Raw genomic sequence first — 24,670 nt, forward strand, 5'->3', positions numbered from 1 at the left:
TCACACCTTCCCCAGAATCTTCGACGGGTCCTTGACGTCCTGTCCCTCGGGCCCGTCCTCCTCCGGCCGGGGCAGCGCCCGGCTCGCGGCGGCCGCGACCAGCACCAGGACCAGCCCGATCCCGGCGACCCAGCGCAGGGCGATCGCGTACGCGCTGGGTCCCTCCCCGGAGCCGAGCACCGAGAAGAAGACGGAGCCGAGCAGGGCCACACCGGCGGCGCTGGCGAACTGCTGGGCCGTGGTGAGCACCCCGGCGGCGGACCCGGCCTGGCCGGGCCCCACTCCGGTGAGCACGGCGCCGGTCAGCGCGGGCACGGCGAGCCCGTTGCCGAGGCCGATGAGGACCATCGGCAGCAGCAGCCGCAGGGCGCTGATCCGGTCGGCGGCCCAGGTGAGTTCGCCCAGCAGCACGACCAGTCCGGCGGCGGCGACCAGCGTGCCGCCCAGGACCGTACGGGCGGCCCGCGCGGGCGGGATGCGGCGCGCGGCCATGGAGGCCCCGGCGAAGGCGAGTCCGAGCGGGGCGAAGGCGAATCCGGCGGCCAGCGGGCTCAGCCCGAGGCCGGACTGGAGCACCAGCGTCAGCGCGAACATGAAGCTGAAGAACGCTCCGAAGACCGCCCCGCTGACCACCAGACCGCGGTGGAAGGAGCGGATCTTGAAGAGCGAGAGGTCGAGCAACGGCCGCCCGCCCCGGCGGGCCAGGGCCCGCTCCCACCCGAAGGTCGCCAGCAGCACGGGCACGGCGGCGGCCAGGCACAGCCAGGTCCACAGCGGCCAGCCCTTGGCCCCGCCGAGCATCATCGGTACGAGCGCCAGCGCGAGCCCGGCCGGGATCCCGACGGCCCCGACGGGGTCGAGCCCGCCGCGCGCCCGGGCCCCGGCGGCCCGCTTCGGCACCAGCCGGCGGGCGAGCAGGAAGGTCAGCAGCCCGGCGGGCACGTTGACCAGGAAGATCGCGCGCCAGCCGATCCCGTCGGAGCCCGCCTGGAGCAGCATCCCGCCGAGCACCTGCCCGGCGACCGCGCCGACGCCGACGGTGAAGCCGAACCAGGCCAGCGCGCGCGGGCGTTCGGCCGGGCTGAACACCCCGGTGATCAGCGCGAGCACCTGCGGCACCATGGCCGCGCCGGTCACGCCTTGGAGCAGCCGGGCCGTGACGAGCTGGCCGGGGCTCTGGGCGATCCCGCAGAGCAGCGAGGCGAGGGTGAAGGCGAGGGCCCCGCCGAGGAACATCACGCGGGAGCCGAAGAGGTCGCCGAGCCGGCCGCCGGTGATCAGGCCGCTGGCGTAGGTGAAGGCGTAGCCGGCGACGATGAGTTCGAGGGCGACCGGTCCGGCGCCCAGCTCCCGCTGGAGGGTGGGGGCGGCGACGTTGACGACGTAGAGGTCGAACTGGGCCATGAAGAGCGCGGCCAGCACGACGGGCAGCATCAGCCAGCGCCGCGCGTAGGGTGCGGCCCCGGCGGTCGAGGTGGTCCCGGTGGTCGAGGCGCTCACTTGGCCCCTCCCGCGGCCGCGGCGACCTGGGAGGCGGCGCTCTGCGCGCGCTCGCCCTCCAGCCGCCAGTCGATGGCCTCGTAGGCGCGGGCCGCCAGCTCGATCGCCTCGTCGGCGGAGCGCACGACGGGCAGCCCGAACAGGGCGACGATCTTCTCCAGCCGCTCCGGGCGGGTGCCCTCGACCACGTGGTAGTCGACGTCGAGGTCCGTCAGCGCCCGCAGCAGCATGTCGTCGCAGAACGCGCGGAAGTCGGGGTGCATCCGGCGGTGCCCGCCGGGCTTGACCGCCGCGGCGGTGGCCCGCAGGTGCACGAAGCCGTCGTAGGTCTCCTTCACGTGCTGGCGCATCGCGTGGCCGAGCTGGTCGACGGCCTCGGCGAAGAAGCCCATGGCCGCGGTGGCCGGGGCGGTGGCGGCGGGAGCGGCGGGGTCCATCCCGAAGCGGACGCGGGCGGCCGCGTAGATCCACTCCTGGAGCGAGGAGCCGTCGGACACGAATCCGGCGCCCCGCGCCCCGAGCCGCGCCTCGTTCTGCACCCGGCCGACGTGCCGGCGCACGGCGAGCTGGAGGTACTCGGCGGGCGTCACCTCGGCGAGCGCCTTGCCGGGCACGGCGTCGGGCAGTATCTCCCGGATGGGCCGGGCGGGGGCGAAGGCGAGACCGGTGTAGGAGGCGAGGGCGGTGGCCGTGGAGGTCTTCCCCGCGGAATAGGTACCAGACACGGACAGCCGCATCGGTGTCTCCTTTGGTGGTGTTCGGTTCGGTGGCCGGGGTGGGGCGCGGGGGTCCGGGTCGGCGGCGCCCCCGCGCCCGGGGGCCGGGGCGGCCGACCGGCCGAGGGGACCGGTCAGCCGCCCGCGGGGCCGCTCAGCTGGCCGAGGCCGCGGCCTCGGCCGGGAGTTCGTGCGCGAACGAGGCGCGCACGCCGACTCCGCCGAGACCCGCCTCGATGTCCACGCTGCGCCACACCCCGCCGCGCAGCGGCAGCAGCCGCTTCGCCGTCAGCCGTGCCGAGGCGGTCTGCGCCTCGTCGCCGCGGATCGGCAACGGCAGGGCCGTGTCCGCCGCGGTGAGCACGGTCTGCATCATCCACAGGGTGTTGCTCGCGGCCCGGTTCACCTGGTCCAGCTCGTACATGAGCACCTGGACCAGCTGGAGGTTGACCACGAAGGCGTCCACGAGCGAGACCGAGGGTTCGGTCGCCGCGTCGACGCCGAGGGCTCCGGGCCCGCCCGGGCCCTCGTTGGCACCCGGGACGAAGTGCACCCCGGCGGTGGCGCCCAGCTCCTCCATGTCGACCACCACGTCACGGATGACGTGGCGCCGGCGCTTGAAGCCGTCGCCGTAGAAGCGCCGCGCGCCCTCGCCGAGGCCCTCGTCCAGGCTGTGGAAGGCGGCCTCCGTCTCGGCCCGCACGCCCTCGTCGTGCTCGATCTCGCAGCGCACCCGCAGCTCGCCGACCGCGCCGTCGTGGACGGACAGCCGCCGCCCCGGAACCCCGGGGACGTCGTCGGTGCGCACCAGGCGCGAGGAGGCGGGGATCCGCAGCAGGTCCTCCTGCGGCGCTCCGCCGGCCCGCAGGACCACCTTGCGCAGCCGCATGGTGCCGCGGGCGTCGCCGGTCAGTCCGTAGGCGTGGACCAGGTGCAGCTCGGCGAGCTGCACGCCCAGGACCAGTGCGTCCACCGTGCTGAGGTGGGGGCGCAGGTCCGTGCCGTTCTTCTTGCGGGACCAGTCCGCGGGGTAGCTGACGTCCACGGTGGCCCGGATGCCCGGCCGTTCGATGGTGACCGGGGTGGAGACGAGGTCGCGGACGAGGTAGTCGGCCCGCTGGTAGCCGCGGGAGAAGAACCGGCCCTCGGCGGGGCCGAGGTAGTCGTCGACCGCTTTCAGGAACAGCTTCTGGGAGGTTTCCGTCTGGGTCGTGGCGGACACGTCACGCACCCGCCGTCGCACCGGCCGAGGCCGCACGCTCGAGGGCCGCCTCGTACGCGCCGACCAGCTCGCGCAGCGTCCGTATCTCCGTGATGGACAGGTCCGCGGCGAACGGGTCGACGCCCAGCTCGGTCTCCAGCTGGATCAGCAGCTGGGCGAGCATCAGCGAGTTCACCCCGGACTTGAGCAGCTCGTCGTCCAGCGATACCTCTTCCTCCTCCGAGCTGAGGACCACGGACTGGATCTCGCGCTCGATGATCTGCTGGATGTTCTGCTCGTTCAGCATGTGATTCCTCCGTCGATGACCAATGACTGACCGGTGATGAAACGTGCTTGTGAAGAGGCGAGGTAGAGGACCGCGTCGGCGATCTCCTCCGCGCTGCCGAGCCGGCCCAGCGGAGTCCGGTGCTGGATCTTTTCCCGGTTCCGCTCGGTGACGTCCGAGGTCAGCTCGCTGTCGAAGAACCCGGGGGTCACGGTGTTGACCCTGATGCCCACGGGCCCCAGCTCCCGGGCGAGTGCCCGGCCGAACCCCTCCAGGCCCGCCTTGGCCGCCGCGTAGACGGCGACCCCGCGGTAGCCGCGGATGGCGTTGATGGACGAGATGTTCACGATGGATCCGCCGCCGCGCATCATCAGCCGGGCGCACGCCTGGGTGAGGTGCACGGGGGCGGTCAGGTTCGCCGCCAGCAGGTCGTCGACCCGCTGGGGGGCGATGGTGAGGAAGAGCTCCTGGTGGAGCACTCCCGCGTTGTTCACGAGGAGGTCGACCCGGCCGAAGCGCTCGCGGACCGCCTTGGTGAACTGCCGGATCTGCGCGGACTCGTGGAGGTCCACCGACTGCCACAGGAAGGTCTCGGGCAGGGCCGCGGCCTTCTCCTCGGTGAACTCGTTGGGCTTGCGGCTGAAGGTGGCGACCCGCCAGCCCGCGGCGAGCAGCCGCTCCGTCAGCGCCCGGCCCAGGCCCCGGCTGCCGCCGCTGACGACGGCGACCCGCCCGTCCCCGGGCTCGTCGGTGGGCTGCGTGCTCACACGGCGCTCCGGATCTTCTTGAACCGGTCGGAGTGCGTGTCCGCCGTGGTCACCTCGACCACCACCGGGACCTTGAAGGCCTCCAGGCGCTGGGCGCAGTACTCGCGGATGCGCCGGGCGGTCGCCCGCTCGTCCTCGACCGGTGCGACGAGGCGGACGATGGCCTTGACGACCTGTCCGGTGACGTGGCTCGGGCGGCCCGAGACGACGGCGTCGGCGACGTAGTCCAGCTCCAGCAGGACGTTCTCGACCTCGCTGGGGTAGACCTTCTCCCCCGCGACGTTGATGAGTTCGGACTTGCGGCCCAGGATCCGGACGTAGTCCCCGTCCGTCTCCACGGCGTCCTGGGTGTTGAAGAAGCCGTCGTCGTCGAAGGGCGCCGGCGCGTTGAGGTAGCCGAGCATCGCCATGTCGGAGCGGATCCACAGGATCCCGTCCTCGATGCGGTACGAGAACCCCTCGCCGCCCAGCTTGACCCACAGGCTGCCGTCGTCGCGGGACTTGGTGGGCATGATGCCCAGCTCGGACAGGCCGTAGGTCTGCTTGAGCCGGATCTGCGGCAGGGCCTGGCCCAGCCGGGTCAGGGTGCCTTCCGGCATGGGCTCGGTGCCGTAGCTGACCAGCTGGAGCGAGGTCAGGTCGTGACGCTCGTAGGCCCGGGAGATCAGCAACATGTTGAGGAAGGTCGGGGTGGTGGGCAGGATCTGGATGGCGTTGGACTCGATGGCCGCGCAGACCTTGTCCGGGGTCCGCTCGTCGATCGTGACCAGGGCGCCGCCCTGGCTGAGGGTGTGCAGCAGGGTGTTGATGCCGCCGATGTGGTCCAGGTTGAGGAACCCGAGGGTGCGCCGGGGGCGGGTCGGGGGGCCGTACTTGGACAGGACCTTGGAGAAGTCGAGGACGCTGGCCTTGCTGCGACCGGTGGTGCCGGAGCTGAAGAGGACCAGTCCGGGGACGCCGTCCGTGCGGAGCTGGTCGTACAGCTCGTGCTCGGAGGAGCGGCCGGTGATCTCGATGCTGCGGCGCCACTGCTGGGAGTCGATCGTGATGACCGTCTCCACCTCGGCGACCTCGTGGAACTCGGCCCGCTTGGCGGGCGGCAGCGGGGTCATCGGGACGATGATCGCGCCGCGCTCGATCAGGGCGAGGAGACCCGCACAGGCCTCGACGCTGCTGACCCCTTCCAGGGCCACGACCTGGCCGGCGTGGACGCCGCCCCGGTCGAGGAATCTCTCCCACTCGCCGGTCAGCCTGGCCAGCTGGGCGTAGCTGTAACTCACACCGTTGAAGACGATGGCATCGGCCTCACCGAAGCTCCGCATCCGGTCGAAGAACCATGACGTCATACGCTTTCCACCTCTTTCACCTCGTCGTGAGCGGCCGTGTGCCGGTCGCTGTGCCACTGCGGCAGGTCGAGCGCCGGGGGGACCGGCGCGGCGGGCAGCAGGGACCACCCGTGGATACGTGCGTGGGTGCGCAGCACCTTGTCGCCGCCGACGACCACCGCGGACCCGACGGCCCTGAGCATCGGCAGGTCGGACATGTGGTCCCCGTACGCGATGCACTCGGCCGGAGTAGTGCGGTGGCGGGCGGCGACGGCCCGGACCACCTCGGCCTTGGCCTCGGCGAGCATCGGGGGCCGGGTGAGCCGGCCCGTGTACCGGCCCCAGGCGATGTCGGGTTCGGTGCACCAGACCTCGTCGGCGCCGAGGTGCTCGGCGATCGGGTCGAGGACGGCGGGGAAGGAGCCGGAGACCAGGACGATCCGGGTGCCGTCGTCCTGGTGGCGCCGCAGGGCGGCGACCCCGTGTTCGTGGAAGAAGGTGCCGGAGCGCAGTTCGTCGCGGAACCAGTCCTCGGCGCGGAAGGAGACCTCGGAGGCGAAGGCGCCCTCGAGGTTGGCGAAGTAGGCGCGGTTGGTGACCGTACGGGGGCAGCCGACCTGGTTCATCGCCTTCAGTTCGCGGCGGCGGCTGGTGTACTCGTAGGGCGGGTTGCCCAGCGCGGCGAGGTAGTGGCGCAGGAAGCGGAACATGCTGGGGGCGGTCGTGAGAGTGCCGTCCACGTCGAAGAATGCGGTGCGGTAGCCGTTCACTGCGTCTCTCCACTTCCGGCCGGGATGGTGCGGTGCGTGGGCCTCGGTTCGCGATCTCTTCCGTGCGGTGGTGCGGGTGCGGTGGAGCGGTCCGTGCGGGCGGCCCCCTCCCCCACGGGGGAAGTTGGGAGGAGGGAGCCGCGCGCGGGGCGCCGGACGCAGCGGGGGTGGGTGCGTCAGACGCGCTCGGTGACGGGTGCCGTCACCGTGATCGGGTCTCCCGCGGTGACCTGTTCGGTCGGCGCGGCAGCTGCCTCGGCCACCTGCGTGGCGGAGGGCTTCTTGAGGGCGAGCGTGGCCAGGAAGGTCAGCGCGATGCCCGCGGCGGTGGCCCAGGTCGCGGCGAGGATGCCGTCGGTGAGCAGGGCCGGGTCGGTGGCCCCGTCGCCGCCCGCGGCGGAGGCCGCGATGGCGATGAGGACCGCGAGGCCGACGGCGCCGCCGATCTGCTGGCCGGTCTGGGCGACGCCCGAACCGATGCCCTGGTCCTCGTTCGCGACGCCGGTGGTGGAGGCGGCGAACATGGCGGTGAAGATGACGCCCTGGCCGAGGGAGAGGACGACCAGCGGTACGGCGATGACCGCGTACGAGCTGTCCTGGGTCAGCGTCAGGGCGAGGGCGACGGTACCCACCAGGCCGACCGTGAGGGCGATCAGCAGGGACTTGCGGGCGCCGTAGGAGTTCATCAGCTTTCCGGCGGCCACGGTTCCGATCAGGACGCAGCCGGAGGGGAGCAGGAAGGCGAAGCCGGTGGCCCAGGCGCTGTAGCCCTGGACGACCTGCCAGTACTGGGTGAGGAAGTAGGCGTAGGCACCGAAGGTCGCCATGAAGAGGAAGGTGATCGTGGTGCCGACGGAGACGTTGCGGTTGCTGAAGAGCCGCAGCGGCATCATCGGGGCACGGGTCTTCGACTCGATGGTGAGGAAGAGGGCGAACATGACCACCGCGGCGATCAGGCTGCCGATGGTGGTGGCCGAACCCCAGCCCACCTCGGGGCCGTTGACCAGGGTGAAGACCAGCAGCGTGGAGGCCACGGTGCCGGTGACGGCGCCGGGGAGGTCGAAGCCGCTGGCGTTGGTCTTCGCCGTGGCGGGCAGGGCGGTGATGCCGTAGGCCATCGCCGCACCGGCGCACAGGACGTTGACCCACATGACGGCCTGCCAGCCGAAGGCGTCGGTCAGGATGCCGCCGAGGATGGCGCCGAGCACCATGCCGAAGCCGCCCGCGCCGCCCCAGACCGCGAGGGCCCGGTTGCGTTCGGTGCCCTCGGCGAAGAGGGTCGTGACCAGGGAGAGGGTGGCGGGTGCGAGGAACGCGCCGCCGAGGCCCTGGACCACGCGGGCCGCGACCAGCAGCCACGAGTCGGTGGCCAGGCCACCGGCGATCGAGGAGGCCGCGTAGAGGAAGAGGCCGAAGAGGAACATGTTCTTGCGACCGAAGAGGTCGGTGGCGCGACCGCCGAGCAGCAGGAAGCCGCCGAAGGCGACCGAGTAGGCCGAGATCACCCACTGCAGGTTCTGGGCGGAGAATCCGAGGTCGCTGCCGATGTCGGGCAGGGCCACGAACATGATGTTGTAGTCGATCGCGATGATCATCTGGGCGAAGGCCAACAGGCCGAGAATCGCTCCGAGACGACGCGGCTTGGCCTGCACGCTGGTGGGCACGCCATTTCCTTCCGGTCGGACGGTCAAGGACGGGTGGATCAGTAACGGAAGGCGTACGCGAGCCGCTTGCCGAAGGACTTCTTCCGCATGGCTTCCATGTACGCGAGGTTGCTCTGGAGGTCCGAGATGTCGGCGGCCACGCGGCGCTCCGCCTCCTCGATGGCCTCCTTGATCGGGACGACGATCGGCAGCTCGAAGATCTCGACGATCTTCTCGATGCGCTGCGGGATCGGGCCGCCCACGACGCGGTACGGGATCTTGATCTCGTCCAGCGCGCCGATGAGCAGGTCGTCGGAGAGCCGACGGAACTCCTCGGAGACGGGGCGGTGGCCGTCGCGGTCCATGTCGAACTCGACGGGCAGGTGGACGTAGGCGTCGTAGGACCGCTTGGCACGGTCCTTCTGTATGTCGCCGAGGGTGTCCGTGTACTTCTGGTAGAAGCCCTTGGAGACCACGCCCAGGGACTTCTTGATGGTCTGGAACCACCACGGCATGCCGGGGTTGATGCCGACCCGCATGCGGGCCTCGAAGTACACCCACTCGTGGAAGACGCCGCCGTCGGAAATGAACGCGCCGGTGCCGGCCTCGTTGACGAGGCGCTCCTCGTAGCGGCGCAGGCCCAGCTTGACCAGCTCCATGGCGTTGAGCTCCATCACCGTCTTGCCCGGGACGAGGTCGACGAGCAGCTCACGGGAGGTCTTGGCGTGCGTCCGGGGGATGCCGGTCGCGATGGAGAGGGCTTCCGTGGTGGTCGACTTGCCGGACGAGTAGGTGCCGGATATCGCCAGTTTGAGATCGGGCTTGTCGCCCCACTTGGGAACCTCGAGCTGCATTTTCGGTGACCTTTCTCTGGTGGCGCCTGGGGTGAGTGGAGCTGTGTGGAGCCGAGTGGAGCTACTTTCCGAGGGAGCGTGTCCGCTTTCGCGCGCGGGTGCGCATTTCGAGCGGTATTACTTCTGGACGGACGCGAGCGCCTTGTCGATGTCCACGACGGTCGGCAGGCCGCTGATCTCGATGATCTGCTGGAGCCGCTCGGCGGGAGTTCCGGTGATCGTGTGGATCGGAATTCCGGTGTCCGCGAGGGCGGGCAGCAGGACCTCGTCCGACAGCGTGCGGAAGATGTCGTTGATGGGACGGTTGTCCTCGTCCAGCGGGAATTCGATCGGCAGGTGGTAGAAGACGTCGTACGCGGTCTTCGCGTGCCGCACGGCGAGCTTGCCGATGTGGTCCGCGACGTCCTCGTAGGCCGCGGTGACCTCGCTGCGGAAGCGGCTGTCCACCGACTGCTCGGTGCCCGGGTTCGGGCCCAGGACCAGGCGGAGCTTGGCGAACACCCACTCGTGGATGATCGATCCGTCACTGATGAAGCCGGCCGGGTGGGCCGCTTCGTTGAGGGTGCGCTCGGCGTAGCGCTTCACGGTCAGCTGGAGCAGCTCACCCTCGGTCCAGTTCCAGATGTGCTTTCCCTCCCCACCGATGGGCTCCCGCATGGCGGTGCCCTGGGTGTAGGGAAGTCCGGTCACTTCGGAGAGGGCCTCGGAGAGGAGGGTCTTTCCAGATCCGTAGGCGCCGACAATGGCGATTCTCTGGCTCATGCAGAAATCATTTCAGCAGCCCGGGCTGTTTCCCAGCCTCTCTTGCTGCTATGAGCACGACACCTGTTGCCAACACCAATAGGCGGGGCAGGGCGAAGAGCCGGCTGGCACGCGCAGAAAGCCCCGGCTCCATGAATTCTGGAGCCGGGACGGAAGATCTGCAAGTGCCGCGCGGATTTTCAGGAAAATTCTGCCAAAGGTTCCCAGCAAGGGGTACCGGAATTATCGCCGAGCCGCCCGAAGACCACGTCGGAGAAGTGGTTGGCGAAGGCGGTGGTGCCGGGGCGGGCCAGCTCGGCGAGCAGGGCGCGCCGGGCGTCGACCCCGCGCTCGGGCAGCGCGTCCATCGACACCCGCCAGTCGGGGCGGGGGAACTGGGCGGGGGTGTGGAAGACGTCGCCGAAGGCGATCAGTCGGCGCTCGCCCGAGGACAGGACGTAGGAGGTGTGTCCGGCGGTGTGTCCGGGGGTCAGCCGGGCGGTGACCCCGGGGAAGATCTCCTCGCCGTCCCCGACGGTCCGCACCCGGGGCGAACCGGCCGTGGGCTGGGCCCAGTTGGCCCATTCGGCGGCCGAGGCGGCGAAGGTCGCGTTGACGAAGGGGGAGGCCAGGCCCTGACCCGGGCGGAAGGCCCAGCCGAAGTGGTCGTCGTGGAGGTGGCTGAAGGCGATCAGTTCGACGGCGGCGGGGTCCACGCCGACGGCTTCGAGGGCCGCGGGGAGTCGTCCGCCGACGAGGGCGCCGAGCGCGGGGTGGGTGTGCGCGGCGGGGATGTCGTGGGGGCCGAAGCCCGCGTCCACGAGCATCGCCCGGTCGCCGTGCCGGATCAGGAGGGCGCCGATGGAGGCCGCCAGGAAGCCTTCGGGGTCCAGGAGTTCGGCGTTCTCGCCGGCCCAGTCCGCGTCCGTGGTGTCGGGGAGCCAGCGGCGGGGGTCGAGCTGTACGTACCCGTCGGGCAGCCAGGTGACGGTGTGCTCGCCGAAGCGCAGGGTGCGCGGCGCGGTGGCCGGGGTGTTCCACCGGGTGGCGGTCGTCATGGCGGATCGGTCCTCTTCTCAGACGGTGGCGCCGCGCCCGCCCAGGGGGCGGGTCAGCGCGTCGGACCGCCCGGAGGCGGCCCATTGCTCGGTTAACTCGGCGGTTCCGTACTGCGGGCTGAGCAGGACCAGTTGGAGTCCGGCCCGGCCGTTGACGCACAGCGAGACCTTGGTGAACTCCAGCTCGCCCAGGTCGGGGTGGCGCAGCCGCTGGGCTCCGTCGGCCCGGTCGGCGACCCGGTGGCGGGCCCAGAGGGCGGCGAACACCGGGCTGTGTTCGGTGAGTTCGCGCACCAGCGCGCCGAGTCGGGCATCGGCGAGCAGCTCGCCGCCCTGGGCGCGGAAGGCGGCGACGGCCGCGGCGGCCTCCTGGTCCCACTGGGGGAAGCGCTCGCGGGCGGCGGGGTCGAGGAAGAGCGTGCGCAGGTAGTTGGAGCGTTCGCCGCCGAGACCGAGCAGTCGGGCCGCGGTGGCGTTGGCCGCGGTGACGTCCCAGCAGTGGTCCAGCACGTAGGCGGGGCTGGGGAGGAAGCCGTCGACGACCTGGAGCAGCAGCGGCAGGTCGTCGTCGGCGCAGCGTTGGGGGCGGCCGACGGCCGCGTAGCCGGCCAGCCGCATGGCGTAGAGGCGCTGGGCCTCGTCGAGCCGGAGCACCCGGGCGATGGCGCCGAGGATCTCCGGGGAGACGTTCTTGGCGCGGCCCTGTTCGATCCAGGCGTACCAGGAGGCCCCGATGCCGGCGAGCATCGCGACCTCCTCGCGGCGCAGTCCTGGCACCCGGCGGGCCGCTCCGCCGGGGAGTCCGACCTGCTGGGGGGTGACCTCGGCCCGGCGCTCGGCGAGGAAGTTTCCCAGTTCGGCGAGTTTCGGGTCCACGAGCCGCGGTGCGTTACGAGTCATCGTGCATCTCCTCCTCACTCCCCGGTAAGCGTAGAGAACGCTCGCTCTTTTTTCTACACCATAGAGAGTACTCGCTTTGTTTTTCTGGGATGCTACGTAGGCAGGGCACGGCCGGGGGGCCGGAACGACGCCGGACACCGTCCACCAAGGGACCAGCCATGACGACACACCACGAACGTGCGGGTACGAAGCAGGAGAGGGCGGGCCGGACCCGCAACCTCCTCATCGAGGCGGCGGGCGACGAGTTCGCCCGAAGGGGTTACGCGGGCACCTCGCTCACCCGGATCAGCAGGTCGGCGATGGCCACCATCGGCGCCCTGACCTTCCACTTCCCGGCGAAGAACGACCTGGCGGAGGCGGTGTGCGAGCGGGGTCACGACCTGACCGCCGACGCCGTCGCGGAGGCCGCGGGATCCACCGGTCCGGGGGGTTCGGCGCTGGAGGCGCTCACCGAGGTGACACAGACGCTCGCGCGTCTGCTGGAAAAACAACCCGTCGTCCGGGCCGCCGCGCGGCTCTCGCGCGAGCTGCCGGTGACGGCCGACTGGTACGACTCCTGGACCCCGGCCGTGCGCGCGCTGCTCGCCCGGGCCCACCGCGGGGGCGAGTTGGAGCACGGACCGGGCGCCGACCCCGAAATCGTCGGGGTGCTCGTCGCCTGCCTCGTCTCCAGCCTGGAGGTGTCCGCGCAGCGGCAGTACGAGTCGCCCGCGGGAAACGCGTGGAGCGTACGGGGCCGGCTGGCCGAAGTGTGGGAGGTGCTGTGGTCCGGAATCTCCCGTACTTCCGGTTCCTCCGGGTCTGACAGCAGGGCCCCGGGGCCCTTGTCACCCGGCAAGGATCCCTCGGTGGCCTGAAAACACCCCCGGATGGACGGGTCCGGCACCGGCTCCGGCCGCTCGGGGCGGCCGGCTCCCGGGGGTCACGGGCCCGCTCAGACCTTGGCCACGCCCGACCCCTCGGCGCGCGCGGCGCCCGTCAGGTCCAGACCGGAGATCACCGCGGGGGCCGCGATGGAGGGCAGCAGGTATCCCCACAGGGCGCTGATGCGCCCTATGAGGTTCTCCCGGCCGGTGGTGATGTTCGACATCAACTGGGTTCCCGTGTAGGCGCCGACGAGCACCTCGGCGAAGTCCTCGACGTCCACGCCGGGCAGCAACTCCCCCCGCCGCCGGGCCGCTTCGAGCTGCCCGCGGAAGAGGTCGATCCACAGCCGGTACGGGGCCGCGTCCCTCATGCCGAACTCGCCCTGCTCCACCGCGAGCCGCACACCGGCCCGGAACAGCACATTGGTGCGCATCTGATGGGCCACTTCGAGGTTGATGTAGATCAGCCGCTGGAGGCCGTCCTCACCCTCGGTGAAGGACAGGTCGGTGGCCTGCTCGGCCATCACCGCCTTCGCGATCTCCTCCTTGGAGGCGAAGTGGAAGTACATCGCCCCCATGGTGGTGTCCGCCGTGCGCACGATCTTGTTCATGCTGGCGCCGGAGAAGCCGTGTTCGTCGAACACTTCGGCGGCAGCCCGGAGGATCTTCTCTCGGGTCCGGATGGCTCGGGCTTGCCTGGCCTGCGACACGATCACTCCACTTGCGCCTGGGTCGGATGGTGCGAGCACCCCTCGCGAAAAAAACGAACGCCCTCTATGTTATGCCAGCGGGCCGGAGGGCTGGGGTGAGACCTCCCCCCGATGAACGCATCCTCCGGCAGCCAGTTCAAGCCACTCTCGACTTTCCACCCGTTCCCGCTCGACAAACAAAACGAGCACTCTCTAGTTTAATCCGTGCCGGCCACCCCGGACCTCGTCCCAGGGGCTCTCGGCCGGCCCTGCTCCGGTACAGCCACGCACCTGCCCCGCTTTCGCGACGCATCTGCACCACGTCTGCTCCACACCGGTTCTCGTACGGCCATCTCTGGGGGATTCACATGGAGTTCGAGTACGCCCGCTACCAGTCCGGCGCCATCACGCAGCTCCCCTTCGGCGGGCCGGCCGAACCGCCGGCCACCGTCACCACCACGGTCCCCCGCGAGTACGTCCACAAGGCAGCCCTGGCGGAGGTCCTGCTGACCGGCTGGCACCGGGACGCCCAGGACTCCTTCACCATCACCGCGCAGTGGCCGCGCGCCCACAGCTTCTACCGCTCCCAGAACGGCCTGCACGACCCGCTCCTCTTCGCCGAGACCGTGCGGCAGATCTTCCCGCTGCTCTCGCACGCCGCGTACACCGTCCCCTTCGGGCACCACCTGATCTGGGAGTACTTCCGCTACGCGATAGCCCCCGGCGCGGCCGCGCTGCAGGCCCGGCTGCGGCCCGCCGAGGTCACCCTCTACGTCAACTGCCACGACGTCGTCCAGCGCCGCGGCAAGCTCGGCGCCCTGTCCCTGCACGTGGAGGCCCGGCGCGACGGCGTCTGGCTCGGCAGCGCCCAGACCCGCTTCAGCAGCCACGCCCCCGCCATCTACCGCAGGCTGCGGGCCGACTACGCCGACGTGGACACCGCCCTCGCCGCCGCCGTGCCGGTGCCGCTGCCCGTCTCGCCGAAGCTGGTGGGCCACGAGCTGCGGGAGAACGTCGTCCTGGCCGCCACCACCTCCCCGCACCGCTGGCAGCTGCGCGTGGACACCGACCACCCGGTGCTCTTCGACCACCCGGTCGACCACGTCCCCGGCGCGCTCATGCTGGAGGCCGCCCGCCAGGCCGCCCACGTCGTCGCGGGGCCCGCCCGGGCCATGGCCGCGGCCATGGACACCAAGTTCACCCGCTTCGCCGAGCTCGACGCCCCGTGCTGGGTCGAAGCGGAACCGGAGCAGGGCACCGGCCGCGTCCGGGTGGCCATCCACCAGGAGGGCCAGGAGCTGTTCACGGCTCGTGTCAGCACCACCCCGCTGCCCGCCCGGCGCCCCCTGCCCGGCCCCGCGGTGACCCACTCGCCGATCCACCCGGGGCTCCACCCCGCCGTCCAACCGGCGGTCCCGGCGTAGCGCCCCCGTGGGAGCGCGCGGGGCCGCGCCGGGTCCTGCGGTGCCGTTGTCGGACACCTCGGGTAGCGTCCCAAGTATCGGGATCTACTTGGGGGTTCGACGATCATGAGTGACCTCGCCACGCGGTCGGAGCTGGACTCGGCGATGGACCGCCACCGGACCGAGCTGACCGGGTACTGCTACCGGATGCTCGGCTCGGCCTTCGACGCCGAGGACGCGGTGCAGGACACGTACGTCCGGGCCTGGCGCAGCTACGACAAGTTCGAGGGCCGCTCCTCGCTGCGGTCCTGGCTCTACCGCATCGCCACCAACGTCTGCCTGGACCTGCTGGCCGCGGGGAAGAAGCGGGCCCGCCCGATGGACCTCACGGCCCCGCAGCACCAGGCCTCCGCCGTCCTGAGCGAGCGCCCCGAGGTGACCTGGTTGGAGCCCGTGCCGGACGCGCGGGTGATCCCCCAGACCGCCGACCCGGCCGAGCTGGCGCTGGCCAAGGAGTCCGTCCGGCTCGCCTTCGTCGCGGCCCTGCAGCACCTGCCGGCCAAGCAGCGGGCGGTGCTGATCCTGCGCGAGGTGCTGGCCTGGAAGGCGGACGAGGTCGCCACCCTGCTGGAGACCAGCGTGGCCTCGGTCAACAGCGCCCTCCAGCGCGCGCGGGCCACCCTGGCCGCCGGTCGGATCCGCCCGAGCGAAGCGGCGGACCCGCTCGACGCCGACCAGGCGAAGCTGCTGGAGCGGTACCTCGCCGCCTTCGAGGCCTACGACATCGCGCGGCTGACCACCCTGCTCCACGAGGACGCCGTCCTGTCGATGCCGCCGTTCGACCTGTGGCTCCAGGGGCACGAGGACATCGCCGCCTGGCACCTGAACCAGGGCATCGGCTGCCGCGGCTCGCGGCTGCTGCCCACCACGGCCAACGGCATGCCCGCCTTCGGCCAGTACCGGCCGGCGGCGGACGGCCGGGGGCACGCCCCCTGGGCGCTGCAGGTCCTGGAGGTCTCAGAGGGCCGGATCGTCGGCCTCAACGCCTTCTTGGACACCGCGCGCTGGTTCCCCCTCTTCGGGCTCCCCGAGCACCTCGACTGACCCCGCCAGCCCGGTCAGCCGGAGCAGGGCCAGGAGCCCCGCTCCGGCCCCCGTGACGGTCAGCGGGGCCCCGCCGCGGCGCGCGGCCAGCGCGAGCCGTGCGAGGGCCTCCACGGCCGCCAGGCCGGGCTCGGTGACGGCGCTGACGTCCCACACCACCCCCGCCCCACCGGCGAGCCGCCCAAGGGCCTCCTCGGCCTCCGCCACCGTCATCCCGGGCCCGGGCACCACGAACCGTTTCGTCTCCACGCCTCAATGACCCCCGCCCCCGCCGGAACTCATCGGCGGGGGCGGGGATCGGGGTCGCGCGCGAGCGCGGGAGCGCTACGCGATGCGGTCCAGCACGATCGGGTTCGCCGTGAAGGACGTGCCCGCCGGGGCGATGTCGAAGGAACCCTCGAGGGCCGCGACGGCGTACTCGAACTTCTCCGGGGTGTCCGTGTGCAGCGTCATCAGGGGCTGGCCCGCCACGACGGCGTCGCCCGGCTTCGCGTGCAGCTCGATGCCCGCGCCCGCCTGCACCGGGTCCTCCTTGCGGGCGCGGCCCGCGCCCAGGCGCCAGGCGCCCACGCCGACCGCGTACGCGTCCGTGCGGGTCAGCACGCCGGAGGCCGGGGCCGTGATGACGTGCTGCTCGCGGGCCACCGGCAGGGCCGCGTCCGGGTCGCCGCCCTGGGCCGCGATCATCCGGCGCCACACGTCCATGGCCGACCCGTCGGCCAGTGCCTTCGCCGGGTCCGCGCCCTGGATGCCGGCGGCCGCCAGCATCTCGCGGGCCAGCGCCAGGGTCAGCTCGACCACGTCGGAGGGGCCGCCGCCGGCGAGCACCTCGACCGACTCGCGGATCTCCAGGGCGTTGCCCGCGGTCAGGCCGAGCGGGGTGGACATGTCGGTCAGCAGCGCGACCGTCTTGACCCCGTGGTCGGTGCCGAGGCCGACCATCGTCGAGGCCAGCTCGCGCGCGTCCTCGATGTTCTTCATGAAGGCGCCGGAGCCGACCTTCACGTCGAGCACCAGCGAGCCCGTGCCCTCGGCGATCTTCTTGGACATGATCGAGGACGCGATCAGCGGGATCGCCTCGACGGTGCCGGTGACGTCGCGCAGCGCGTACAGCTTCTTGTCGGCCGGGGCCAGCCCGTCGCCCGCCGCGCAGATGACCGCGCCGGTGGTGTCCAGGACGTGCAGCATCTCCTCGTTGGAGAGCAGCGCGCGCCAGCCGGGGATGGACTCCAGCTTGTCCAGGGTGCCGCCGGTGTGGCCGAGGCCGCGCCCGGAGAGCTGCGGTACGGCCGCGCCGCAGGCGGCGACGAGCGGGGCCAGCGGCAGGGTGATCTTGTCGCCGACGCCGCCGGTGGAGTGCTTGTCGGCGGTCGGGCGGGAGAGCGAGTCGAAGTTCATGCGCTCGCCGCTCGCGATCATCGCGGCGGTCCAGCGGGCGATCTCGGCCCGGTTCATGCCGTTGAGCAGGATGGCCATCGCCAGGGCCGACATCTGCTCGTCGGCGACGACACCGCGCGTGTACGCGTCGATGACCCAGTCGATCTGCTCGGGGCTCAGCTCGCCGCGGTCACGCTTGGTCCGGATGACGGAGATGACGTCCATGGGATGACTTCCTTCTACGCGCATAGAGAGATGAGGGGTGAGGGAGGTGTGGGGAAGCAGGACGGCCCTCCGCCCCGAAGGGCGAAGGGCCGTCCGCACGGCTATCTCAGGTGGTCGGGCCCGAAGGCCTGCGGCAGCATGGCCGCCAGCGGCAGGACACCCTCGGGCGTCTCCACCTGGAGCTCGGGCCCGCCGAACTCGTACAGGAGCTGGCGACAGCGCCCGCAGGGCACCAGGACCTCGCCCTTGCCGTCGACACAGGTGAAGTGCGTCAGGCGGCCGCCACCGGTGGCCTGCAGGGCGGAGACCAGCCCGCACTCGGCGCACAGGCCGAGGCCGTAGCTGGCGTTCTCGACGTTGCAGCCGGTGATGGTGCGGCCGTCGTCGACGAGGGCCGCGACGCCGACCGGGAAGCCCGAGTAGGGGGCGTACGCCCGGGACATGGCGTCCCGGGCGGCCTCGCGCAGGGCGTCCCAGTCGGGCTCGGTCACGGTCGTCACTTGCCCTGGCCCTTGCGGTAGGGCATGCCGTCCGCCTTGGGCATCCGCAGGCGCTGCGCGGAGAGCGCGAGCACCAGCAGGGTGGTGAGGTACGGGGCCGCGTCCACGAACTGGCTCGGCACCGCGTCGGTGGTCACGTACCAGAGGAAGAGGCCCACGGCGCAGACGGCCGAGACGAGCGCCGGGACGTACTTCTTCTTGTACAGCTGCCAGGCCGCGGCCAGCACGAGCAGGATCGCGATCAGCAGCAGCATCGCGTGCACGTTCTCGGCGCCGCCGCGCAGCTTGAGGCTGTCGGTGAAGCCGAAGAGGCCCGCGCCGAGCGCCATGCCGCCGGGCATCCAGTTGCCGAAGATCATCGCGGCGAGACCGATGTAACCGCGGCCGCCGGTCTGGCCCTCCTGGTAGATCGGGCTGGCGACCTCGGAGAGGAACACGCCGCCGAGGCCCGCGAGGGCGCCCGAGACGATCACGGCGATGTACTTGTACTTGTACACGTTGACGCCGAGGGACTCGGCGGCCACCGGGTTCTCGCCGCAGGAGCGCAGGCGCAAGCCGAAGGCGGTGCGCCACAGCACCCACCAGGTGCCCGGGATCAGCAGCAGCGCCACGACGGTCAGCAGCGACAGGTTCGTCACCAGGCCGCCCAGGACGCCGGCGAGGTCCGAGAGGAAGAACCAGTGCTTGCCCTGGAGGGTGGTCAGCCAGTCGGACAGCCCCGGCACGGTGATCTGGTAGATCTCCTCGACGCGCGGCGACTGCTTGGAGGAGCCGCCCGGCACCTTGTCGAACGTGAAGTTCGACAGGTACTGGGTGAAGCCGAGGGCCAGGATGTTGATGGCCACACCGGAGACGATGTGGTTCACGTTGAAGGTGACCGTGATGACCGCGTGCAGCAGGCCGCCGAGGGCGCCGCCCGCGATGCCGACGACCACGCCGGTCCAGGGGCCCCACTGGTAGCCGGCCCAGGCACCGAACCAGGTGCCGAGGATCATCATGCCCTCGAGGCCGATGTTGACGACGCCCGCGCGCTCGGCCCACAGGCCGCCGAGACCGGCGAGGCCGATCGGCACGGCGAGGGAGAGGGCGCCGGAGACCTGGCCGACGGAGGTCAGGTCCTGGGCCCCGCTGATCACGCGGACCAGCGAGATCAGCGCGAGGCCGCCCGCGATGATCAGCATGATCCAGGGCAGGGTGAGCTTCTTGCGGCCGGCCTGCTTCTTGGGGGCCGCGTTCGTCGCGGAAACGGTGCTGGTGCTCACGCCGCGACCTCCTTCTCGGTCTTGATGGCGTGGCCCGCGGCCAGTTCCTCGCCGACCTTCTGCTGCTGGCGGCGGATGCCGTAGCGGCGGACGAGCTCGTAGGCGACGACGACGGCGATCACGATCAGGCCCTTCATGATCGTGCCGATCTCCTTCGAGTACCCGGCGATGTCGAGCCCGGCCGAGGCCTTGTCGATGAAGGCCATCAGGAAGGAGGCGAAGAGGATGCCGACCGGGTTGTTGCGGCCCAGCAGCGCGATGGTGATGCCGGTGAAGCCGATGCCCAGCGGGAAGGACAGGTTGTACGTGTGGGTCTCGCCCAGCAGCTGCGGCATGCCGGACAGGCCCGCGACGGCGCCCGAGATCAGCATCGAGGTGATGATCATCTTCTTGGCGTCCACGCCGGACGCCTGGGCGGCGGACTCGCTGGCGCCGGTGGCGCGCAGGTCGAAGCCGAAGCGGGTGCGGTTGAGCGCGAACCAGTAGACGATGCCGAGGGCGAAGGCCACGAAGGTGAAGCCGTAGATCTCCAGGCCGTCGCCGATGCTCACCGACGGGAACCAGCCGGACTCGGCGATTTCACCGGTCGTCAGGTCGTTGGAGCCCGCGGGCTGGACGCCGAAGTTCTTCGGCAGGATCAGCCAGGCGATGAGGCTGGTCGCGATGGCGTTGAGCATGATCGTGGAGACGACCTCGCTCACGCCGCGCTTGGCCTTCAGCACGCCCGCGATGCCGGACCAGAAGGCACCGGTCAGCATGGCGACGACCACGATGAGCAGGATGTGCAGCGGACCCGGCAGGGTCACCGCGGTGCCCACCACGGCGGAGACCATCGCGGCGAGGCGGTACTGGCCGTCGACGCCGATGTTGAAGAGGTTCATCCGGAAGCCGATGGCCACCGCGAGCGCCGCCAGGTAGAAGGTGCCCGCCTGGTTCAGGATGAGGATCTGGACGTCCTCGTAACCGGCGTTCTCCACCATGATGCGCAGCGGGTCGATCGGGTCCACGCCCGTCGCCGCCAGCACGACCACGGTCAGCACGAAGGCCGCCACCAGCGCGAGTGCGGGTCCGGCGATCGCGAGGAGCAGCCGGTCCTTGTCGAATTTCTTCATCGGGCCTCGTCCTCCGGGGATGCGGTACCAGCGTCGGCACCGGCGGCGGAGTGGTTGTCGGTTGCTTCCAGGTGCCCGGTCGCGGCGCCCGTCATGGCGGTGCCGAGTTCTTCCGGGGTGACGGTCGCCGGGTCGGCGTCCGCGACCAGGCGGCCGCGGTAGATCACGCGCAGGGTGTCGGACAGGCCGATCAGCTCGTCCAGGTCGGCCGAGATCAGCAGCACGGCCAGGCCCTCGCGCCGGGCTTCGCGGATCGCGTCCCAGATCTGCGCCTGGGCGCCGACGTCCACGCCACGGGTGGGGTGGGCGGCGATCAGGAACTTCGGGTTGTGGCTCATCTCGCGGCCGACGATCAGCTTCTGCTGGTTGCCGCCGGAGAGCGAGGCCGCGGTGACGTCGATGCCGGGGGTGCGCACGTCGTACTCGCGCACGATCCGCTCGGTGTCCTTGCGGACGGCCTTCGGGTCGAGGATGCCGTGCTTGGAGTTGGGCTCCTCGGTGACGTGACCCAGGATGCGGTTCTCCCACAGGGAGGACTCCAGCAGCAGGCCGTGCCGGTGGCGGTCCTCGGGGATGTAACCGATGCCGCCTTCGCGGCGCTTGCGCGTCGCGAGGGTGGAGATGTCCTTGCCGTCGAGCGTGATGGTGCCGCCGTCGGGGATGCTCATGCCCATGAGGGCTTCGATGAGTTCCGTCTGGCCGTTGCCCTCGACGCCCGCGATGCCGAGGACCTCGCCCTTGTGGATGGTGAGGTCGATGCCGGAGAGCACCTCGCGGACGATGCCGTCCGGGTCGGTGGCGGCCAGGCTCAGACCCGCGACCTGGAGCATCGGCGTCGTCGTCACCGTCGACTCGCGCGTCTCGGGCGAGGGGAGTTCGGAGCCGACCATCAGCTCGGCGAGGAGCTTGGGCGTGGTCTTGGGGTCGTGCGGGTCGGCGGTGCCGACCGTCGTGCCGCGCCGGATGACGGTGATGTCGTCGGCGACCTTCAGGACCTCGCCCAGCTTGTGCGAGATGAAGATGACGGTCAGGCCCTCGGCCTTGAGCTCGCGCAGGTTGTCGAAGAGCGCGTCCACTTCCTGCGGGACGAGCACCGCGGTCGGCTCGTCGAGGATGAGGATCTTGGCGCCCCGGTAGAGGACCTTGAGGATCTCCACGCGCTGCCGGTCGGCGACGCCGAGGTCCTCGACGAGGGCGTCCGGGCGCACGCCCAGGCCGTACGCGTCGGAGATCTCCTTGATCTTCTTGCGCGCCTTCGCGCCGATGCCGTAGAGCTTCTCGCCGCCGAGGACGACGTTCTCCAGGACGGTGAGGTTGTCGGCGAGCATGAAGTGCTGGTGCACCATGCCGATGCCGCGGGCGATGGCGTCGCCGGGGCTGGAGAAGGTGACCTGCTCCCCGTCGATCGCGATGGTGCCCTCGTCCGGCTTCTGCATGCCGTAGAGGATCTTCATCAGGGTCGACTTGCCGGCGCCGTTCTCACCGATCAAGGCGTGGACCGTGCCCTTGCGGACGCTGATCGCGATGTCCTTGTTGGCGACGACGCCGGGGAAGCGCTTGGTAATGCCGTGCAGTTCTACGGCGAGAGGGGGGCTGGACGCGTTGATGACGCACTCTCCTTGGCGCGGAAGGAGCTGGAAATGCCGTGGCGGCAGGGGGGACAGAGCGGAGGAGAGAAGGTATCGCGTCCACGATGCCTCTACGCGCGTAGCACTGTCGGAAGTGAAAACTTGCGGCCAAGTGGCCAGAAAAAGCGATCAAGAACCGAGGGAGACGGCTCGGGGCCCGGGAGCGGTAGAGACCGCTGCCCGGACCCCGGAAACCATGTCGACCCGTCAGTCAAGACGTTACGGAGTGGTCTTGACCGTGATCTTCTTCGCGATGATGTCGGCCTTCGCCTGGTTCACCGCGGCGATGACGTCGGTCATCTTCTTGTACTCGGGGTTGGAGTCGGCCAGGCCGACGCCGTCCTTGTCCAGGCCGTAGCGGATCTCGCCCGTCTGCGGCTTGCCGTCCTCGACCGACTTGATGAGGTTGAAGACGGAGAGCTGGACCTGCTTGGTGACCGAGGTCAGGATGTGGTCCTTGTACTTGACCAGACCCGCCTGGTTGTACTGGTCCGAGTCGACGCCGATGGCCCACTTGCCCTTGGCTGCGGTGGCCTCGATGGCACCCGAGCCGGCCAGACCGGCGGCGGCGTAGACGACGTCCGCGCCCGCGTCGAGCTGACCCTGCGCCGTGGCCTTGCCGAGGTCGGGCTTGGAGAAGCCGTCGAAGTTCGGGGGCTGCGTCAGGTAGTGCGAGAGCACCTTGGCGTTCGGGTTGGTGTCCTTGACGCCCTGGGTGAAGCCCGCCTCGAACTTCTTGATCAGCGGGACCTCGACACCACCGATGAAGGCGACCGTGCCGGTCTTGGAGACCTTGGCGGCGGCGACGCCGGCCAGGTAGGAGCCCTGCTCCTCGTTGAACACCAGGTTGGCGATGTTCGGGCCGGTCACCGAGGTGTCGTCGATGATGCCGAAGGTGGTCTTCGGGAACTTCGGCGCGACCTTCTTGATGGCCGGGGCGTAGGAGAAGCCGACGCCGATGACCGGGTTGTTGCCCTTGCGGGCCAGCTCGGTGAGGCGCTGGACCTTGTCGGCCTCGCCCTCGCCGTCGGTGGGCTCCGCCTCGGCGCCCTTGACCTTCAGGTCCTTCTCGGCCTGCTGGAGGCCCGCGTAGGCGGCGTCGTTGAACGACTGGTCGCCGCGGCCGCCGACGTCGTACGCGATGGCGACGGAAGCTTCCTTCTTGTCGGAGGAAGATCCGGTGTCCGAGGACTTCTTACCGCCACAGGCGGTGGCCGAGAGGGCGAGCGCCGCGGAGGCGATGCCCACGGTGGCGATCCTGGTGATCCGGCGCAAGGGGAGGCTCCTTCAAAACCTGACCGAAGCGCCGGGACCGGCGCTGGTTTCGCCGCGATCGTAACGCGCGTAGATGTCAGTTAAAGACCCGTACATGAGTCGTTATCGGATCGTCGCGAACCGGACAGTGACCGATTGGTAACCGGACAGGCGTCCAGCCCTTGTGTATCAAGGGCTGGACGCGGCCACCCGCAGCTCCTCGGGTGTTGTACGGACCTTTACCTGATCGGCCTTGCGCGACGCCCGTCGAGGAGTGCGGCGGCGGTGAAGAACTCGACCCCGACGGCGATCGCGGACTCGTCCACGTCGAAGTCGCCGCGGTGCAGGTCGCGCTTGGCGGTGTCCCCCGGCGCGCGCACGCCGAGCCGGGCCATCGCGCCCGGCACGTGCTCCAGGTACCAGGAGAAGTCCTCGCCGCCCAGGCTCTGCTCGGTGTCCTCGATCGAGTCCGCACCGCGCCGGGCCGCCATCGACTCGCGCAGCAGCTCGACGACGGCCGGATCGTTGACGACCGGCGGCACCCCGCGGACGTGGTTGATCGTCGACTTGGCCCGGTGCATCGTCGCGATCTCGTCGATCGCCGCGTGCACCTGCTCCGGCGCCTCGTGCCAGGCGGCCAGGTCCAGGCAGCGCACGGTCCCGGACAGCTCGGCGCGCATCGGGATGACGTTGCAGGCGTGCCCGGCCTCGATCCGGCCCCAGGTGACGGCCATCCCGCTCCGGGCGTCCATCCGGCGGGACAGCAGCGCGGGCACGTCGATCGCGATCCGGGCCGCCGCCGTCACCAGGTCGGTGGTCAGGTGCGGCCGGGCGGTGTGCCCGCCGGCCCCCTCCAGGGTGACCTCCAGGCGGTCGCAGGCCGAGGTGATCGGGCCGGCCCGCAGGCCGATCCGGCCGGCGTCCACGCGCGGGTCGCAGTGCACCGCGATCATCTTGCCCACGCCGTCCAGCGCGCCGGAGTCGATGGCCTCGGTGGCACCGCCCGGCAGCACCTCCTCGGCGGGCTGGAAGAGCAGCCGCACGGGCCGGGGCAGCAGCCCCTGCCGGTCCAGCTCGGCCAGGACCAGGCCGGTGCCGAGCACGACGGCGGTGTGCACGTCGTGGCCGCAGGCGTGCGCGCGGTCGGGGACGGTGGAGCGGTAGGACACGTGGGTCTTGGCGTCCGGAATGGGCAGGGCGTCGATGTCCGCGCGGATGGCGAGCATCGGCACCACCCCGTCCCAGCTCCCGACGTCACAGATGAGCCCGGTACCGGAGTCCAGTACCCGTGGTCGCAGGCCCGCTTTCTCCAACCTCGCCTTGAGCGCGGCGGTCGTGCGGAACTCCTGGTGCCCGAGTTCGGGATGCATGTGCAAGTCCCGGCGGAACGCGATCAGTTCGGCACGCAGGTGGTCCGGCAGCGTACCGGGCAGCTCGGGCTGGGCGGGCTCGCCGGGCAGGGCGGTCAGTGACTCGCGGGACATCAACT

At 70.9% G+C, this 24,670-nt stretch carries 24 protein-coding genes; 3 read left to right on the plus strand and 21 right to left on the minus strand.

The window, feature by feature from the left end:
* The 12 genes from ACFWAR_RS10555 to ACFWAR_RS10610 all read right to left on the minus strand — a co-directional run bounded on the left by ACFWAR_RS10555 (position 1) and on the right by ACFWAR_RS10610 (position 11,761).
* Complete coding sequence (locus tag ACFWAR_RS10555; protein WP_385775231.1) at positions 1-1,500, minus strand: MFS transporter; 1,500 nt, start codon at positions 1,498-1,500, stop codon at positions 1-3.
* Positions 1,497-2,237, minus strand: a complete 741-nt coding sequence (locus tag ACFWAR_RS10560; protein ID WP_385775233.1) for an AAA family ATPase — start codon at positions 2,235-2,237, stop codon at positions 1,497-1,499. Before ACFWAR_RS10560 ends, ACFWAR_RS10555 begins: the two co-directional genes overlap by 4 nt.
* 133 nt (positions 2,238-2,370) lie before the next feature.
* The gene (locus ACFWAR_RS10565; RefSeq protein ID WP_385775235.1) at positions 2,371-3,438 is read right to left on the minus strand and encodes an AvrD family protein; all 1,068 of its coding nucleotides are present in this window, start codon (positions 3,436-3,438) and stop codon (positions 2,371-2,373) included.
* Between the two features lies 1 nt (position 3,439).
* The gene (locus tag ACFWAR_RS10570; RefSeq protein ID WP_330332185.1) at positions 3,440-3,724 is read right to left on the minus strand and encodes an acyl carrier protein; all 285 of its coding nucleotides are present in this window, start codon (positions 3,722-3,724) and stop codon (positions 3,440-3,442) included.
* Positions 3,718-4,470 carry an SDR family NAD(P)-dependent oxidoreductase gene (locus tag ACFWAR_RS10575; protein ID WP_385775238.1) on the minus strand — a complete coding sequence of 251 codons (753 nt, stop codon included), beginning with the start codon at positions 4,468-4,470 and terminating at the stop codon, positions 3,718-3,720. Before ACFWAR_RS10575 ends, ACFWAR_RS10570 begins: the two co-directional genes overlap by 7 nt.
* The gene (locus ACFWAR_RS10580) at positions 4,467-5,816 is read right to left on the minus strand and encodes a class I adenylate-forming enzyme family protein (protein WP_385775240.1); all 1,350 of its coding nucleotides are present in this window, start codon (positions 5,814-5,816) and stop codon (positions 4,467-4,469) included. The genes ACFWAR_RS10575 and ACFWAR_RS10580 overlap by 4 nt, the downstream gene beginning before the upstream one ends.
* Positions 5,813-6,565 (minus strand): HAD family hydrolase, encoded by a 753-nt coding sequence (locus tag ACFWAR_RS10585; protein ID WP_385775242.1) that lies wholly within the window; start codon positions 6,563-6,565, stop codon positions 5,813-5,815. Before ACFWAR_RS10585 ends, ACFWAR_RS10580 begins: the two co-directional genes overlap by 4 nt.
* Positions 6,566-6,741: 176 nt before the next feature.
* Entirely contained in the window at positions 6,742-8,229 is a 1,488-nt protein-coding gene (locus ACFWAR_RS10590) for an MFS transporter (RefSeq protein WP_385775244.1), read from the minus strand.
* A 38-nt stretch (positions 8,230-8,267) separates the two neighbouring features.
* Complete coding sequence (locus ACFWAR_RS10595; protein WP_385775246.1) at positions 8,268-9,062, minus strand: AAA family ATPase; 795 nt, start codon at positions 9,060-9,062, stop codon at positions 8,268-8,270.
* Between the two features lie 117 nt (positions 9,063-9,179).
* Entirely contained in the window at positions 9,180-9,824 is a 645-nt protein-coding gene (locus ACFWAR_RS10600; RefSeq protein WP_385775249.1) for an AAA family ATPase, read from the minus strand.
* A gap of 179 nt (positions 9,825-10,003) precedes the next feature.
* On the minus strand, positions 10,004-10,861 hold the full coding sequence (locus ACFWAR_RS10605; RefSeq protein WP_385775251.1) for an MBL fold metallo-hydrolase: 858 nt from the start codon (positions 10,859-10,861) through the stop codon (positions 10,004-10,006).
* Between the two features lie 18 nt (positions 10,862-10,879).
* Positions 10,880-11,761, minus strand: coding sequence for a helix-turn-helix domain-containing protein (locus tag ACFWAR_RS10610; protein ID WP_385775253.1), 882 nt, complete (start codon positions 11,759-11,761; stop codon positions 10,880-10,882).
* 158 nt (positions 11,762-11,919) lie between these two features.
* Between ACFWAR_RS10610 and ACFWAR_RS10615 the strand changes: the two genes are divergently transcribed.
* Complete coding sequence (locus tag ACFWAR_RS10615) at positions 11,920-12,618, plus strand: TetR family transcriptional regulator (protein ID WP_385775255.1); 699 nt, start codon at positions 11,920-11,922, stop codon at positions 12,616-12,618.
* Positions 12,619-12,695: 77 nt separating this feature from the next.
* Here the strand turns inward: ACFWAR_RS10615 and ACFWAR_RS10620 are convergent, their stop codons facing one another.
* Positions 12,696-13,376, minus strand: a complete 681-nt coding sequence (locus ACFWAR_RS10620; RefSeq protein ID WP_385775257.1) for a ScbR family autoregulator-binding transcription factor — start codon at positions 13,374-13,376, stop codon at positions 12,696-12,698.
* Positions 13,377-13,684: 308 nt separating this feature from the next.
* On the opposite strand from ACFWAR_RS10620, the gene ACFWAR_RS10625 reads away from it, so the two are divergent.
* Positions 13,685-14,740, plus strand: a complete 1,056-nt coding sequence (locus tag ACFWAR_RS10625) for a ScbA/BarX family gamma-butyrolactone biosynthesis protein (protein WP_385775259.1) — start codon at positions 13,685-13,687, stop codon at positions 14,738-14,740.
* Between the two features lie 105 nt (positions 14,741-14,845).
* A complete protein-coding gene (locus ACFWAR_RS10630) occupies positions 14,846-15,823 on the plus strand; it encodes a sigma-70 family RNA polymerase sigma factor (protein ID WP_385775261.1) in 978 nt (325 codons plus the stop codon).
* Here ACFWAR_RS10630 and ACFWAR_RS10635 read toward each other — a convergent pair.
* The 8 genes from ACFWAR_RS10635 to ACFWAR_RS10670 form a co-directional block, all read right to left on the minus strand.
* Positions 15,737-16,072 (minus strand): STAS domain-containing protein, encoded by a 336-nt coding sequence (locus ACFWAR_RS10635; RefSeq protein WP_385775263.1) that lies wholly within the window; start codon positions 16,070-16,072, stop codon positions 15,737-15,739. The two genes, ACFWAR_RS10630 and ACFWAR_RS10635, sit on opposite strands and share 87 nt — an antisense overlap.
* Positions 16,073-16,147: 75 nt before the next feature.
* A complete protein-coding gene (locus ACFWAR_RS10640) occupies positions 16,148-17,425 on the minus strand; it encodes a thymidine phosphorylase (protein ID WP_385775265.1) in 1,278 nt (425 codons plus the stop codon).
* Positions 17,426-17,526: 101 nt separating this feature from the next.
* Entirely contained in the window at positions 17,527-17,916 is a 390-nt protein-coding gene (locus ACFWAR_RS10645) for a cytidine deaminase (protein ID WP_385775368.1), read from the minus strand.
* A gap of 5 nt (positions 17,917-17,921) precedes the next feature.
* Positions 17,922-19,187, minus strand: a complete 1,266-nt coding sequence (locus tag ACFWAR_RS10650; protein WP_385775267.1) for an ABC transporter permease — start codon at positions 19,185-19,187, stop codon at positions 17,922-17,924.
* Positions 19,184-20,299: an ABC transporter permease gene (locus ACFWAR_RS10655; RefSeq protein ID WP_385775269.1), complete on the minus strand. Its 1,116-nt coding sequence runs from the start codon at positions 20,297-20,299 to the stop codon at positions 19,184-19,186. The genes ACFWAR_RS10650 and ACFWAR_RS10655 overlap by 4 nt, the downstream gene beginning before the upstream one ends.
* Complete coding sequence (locus ACFWAR_RS10660) at positions 20,296-21,873, minus strand: ABC transporter ATP-binding protein (RefSeq protein WP_385775370.1); 1,578 nt, start codon at positions 21,871-21,873, stop codon at positions 20,296-20,298. The genes ACFWAR_RS10655 and ACFWAR_RS10660 overlap by 4 nt, the downstream gene beginning before the upstream one ends.
* Positions 21,874-22,146: 273 nt before the next feature.
* Entirely contained in the window at positions 22,147-23,202 is a 1,056-nt protein-coding gene (locus tag ACFWAR_RS10665; RefSeq protein ID WP_385775271.1) for a BMP family protein, read from the minus strand.
* 218 nt (positions 23,203-23,420) lie between these two features.
* Positions 23,421-24,665 carry an amidohydrolase gene (locus ACFWAR_RS10670; RefSeq protein ID WP_385775372.1) on the minus strand — a complete coding sequence of 415 codons (1,245 nt, stop codon included), beginning with the start codon at positions 24,663-24,665 and terminating at the stop codon, positions 23,421-23,423.
* Positions 24,666-24,670 lie beyond the last annotated feature (5 nt).

The sequence above is a fragment of the Streptomyces sp. NPDC059917 genome (genome assembly GCF_042730635.1).
GTDB lineage: Bacteria > Actinomycetota > Actinomycetes > Streptomycetales > Streptomycetaceae > Streptomyces.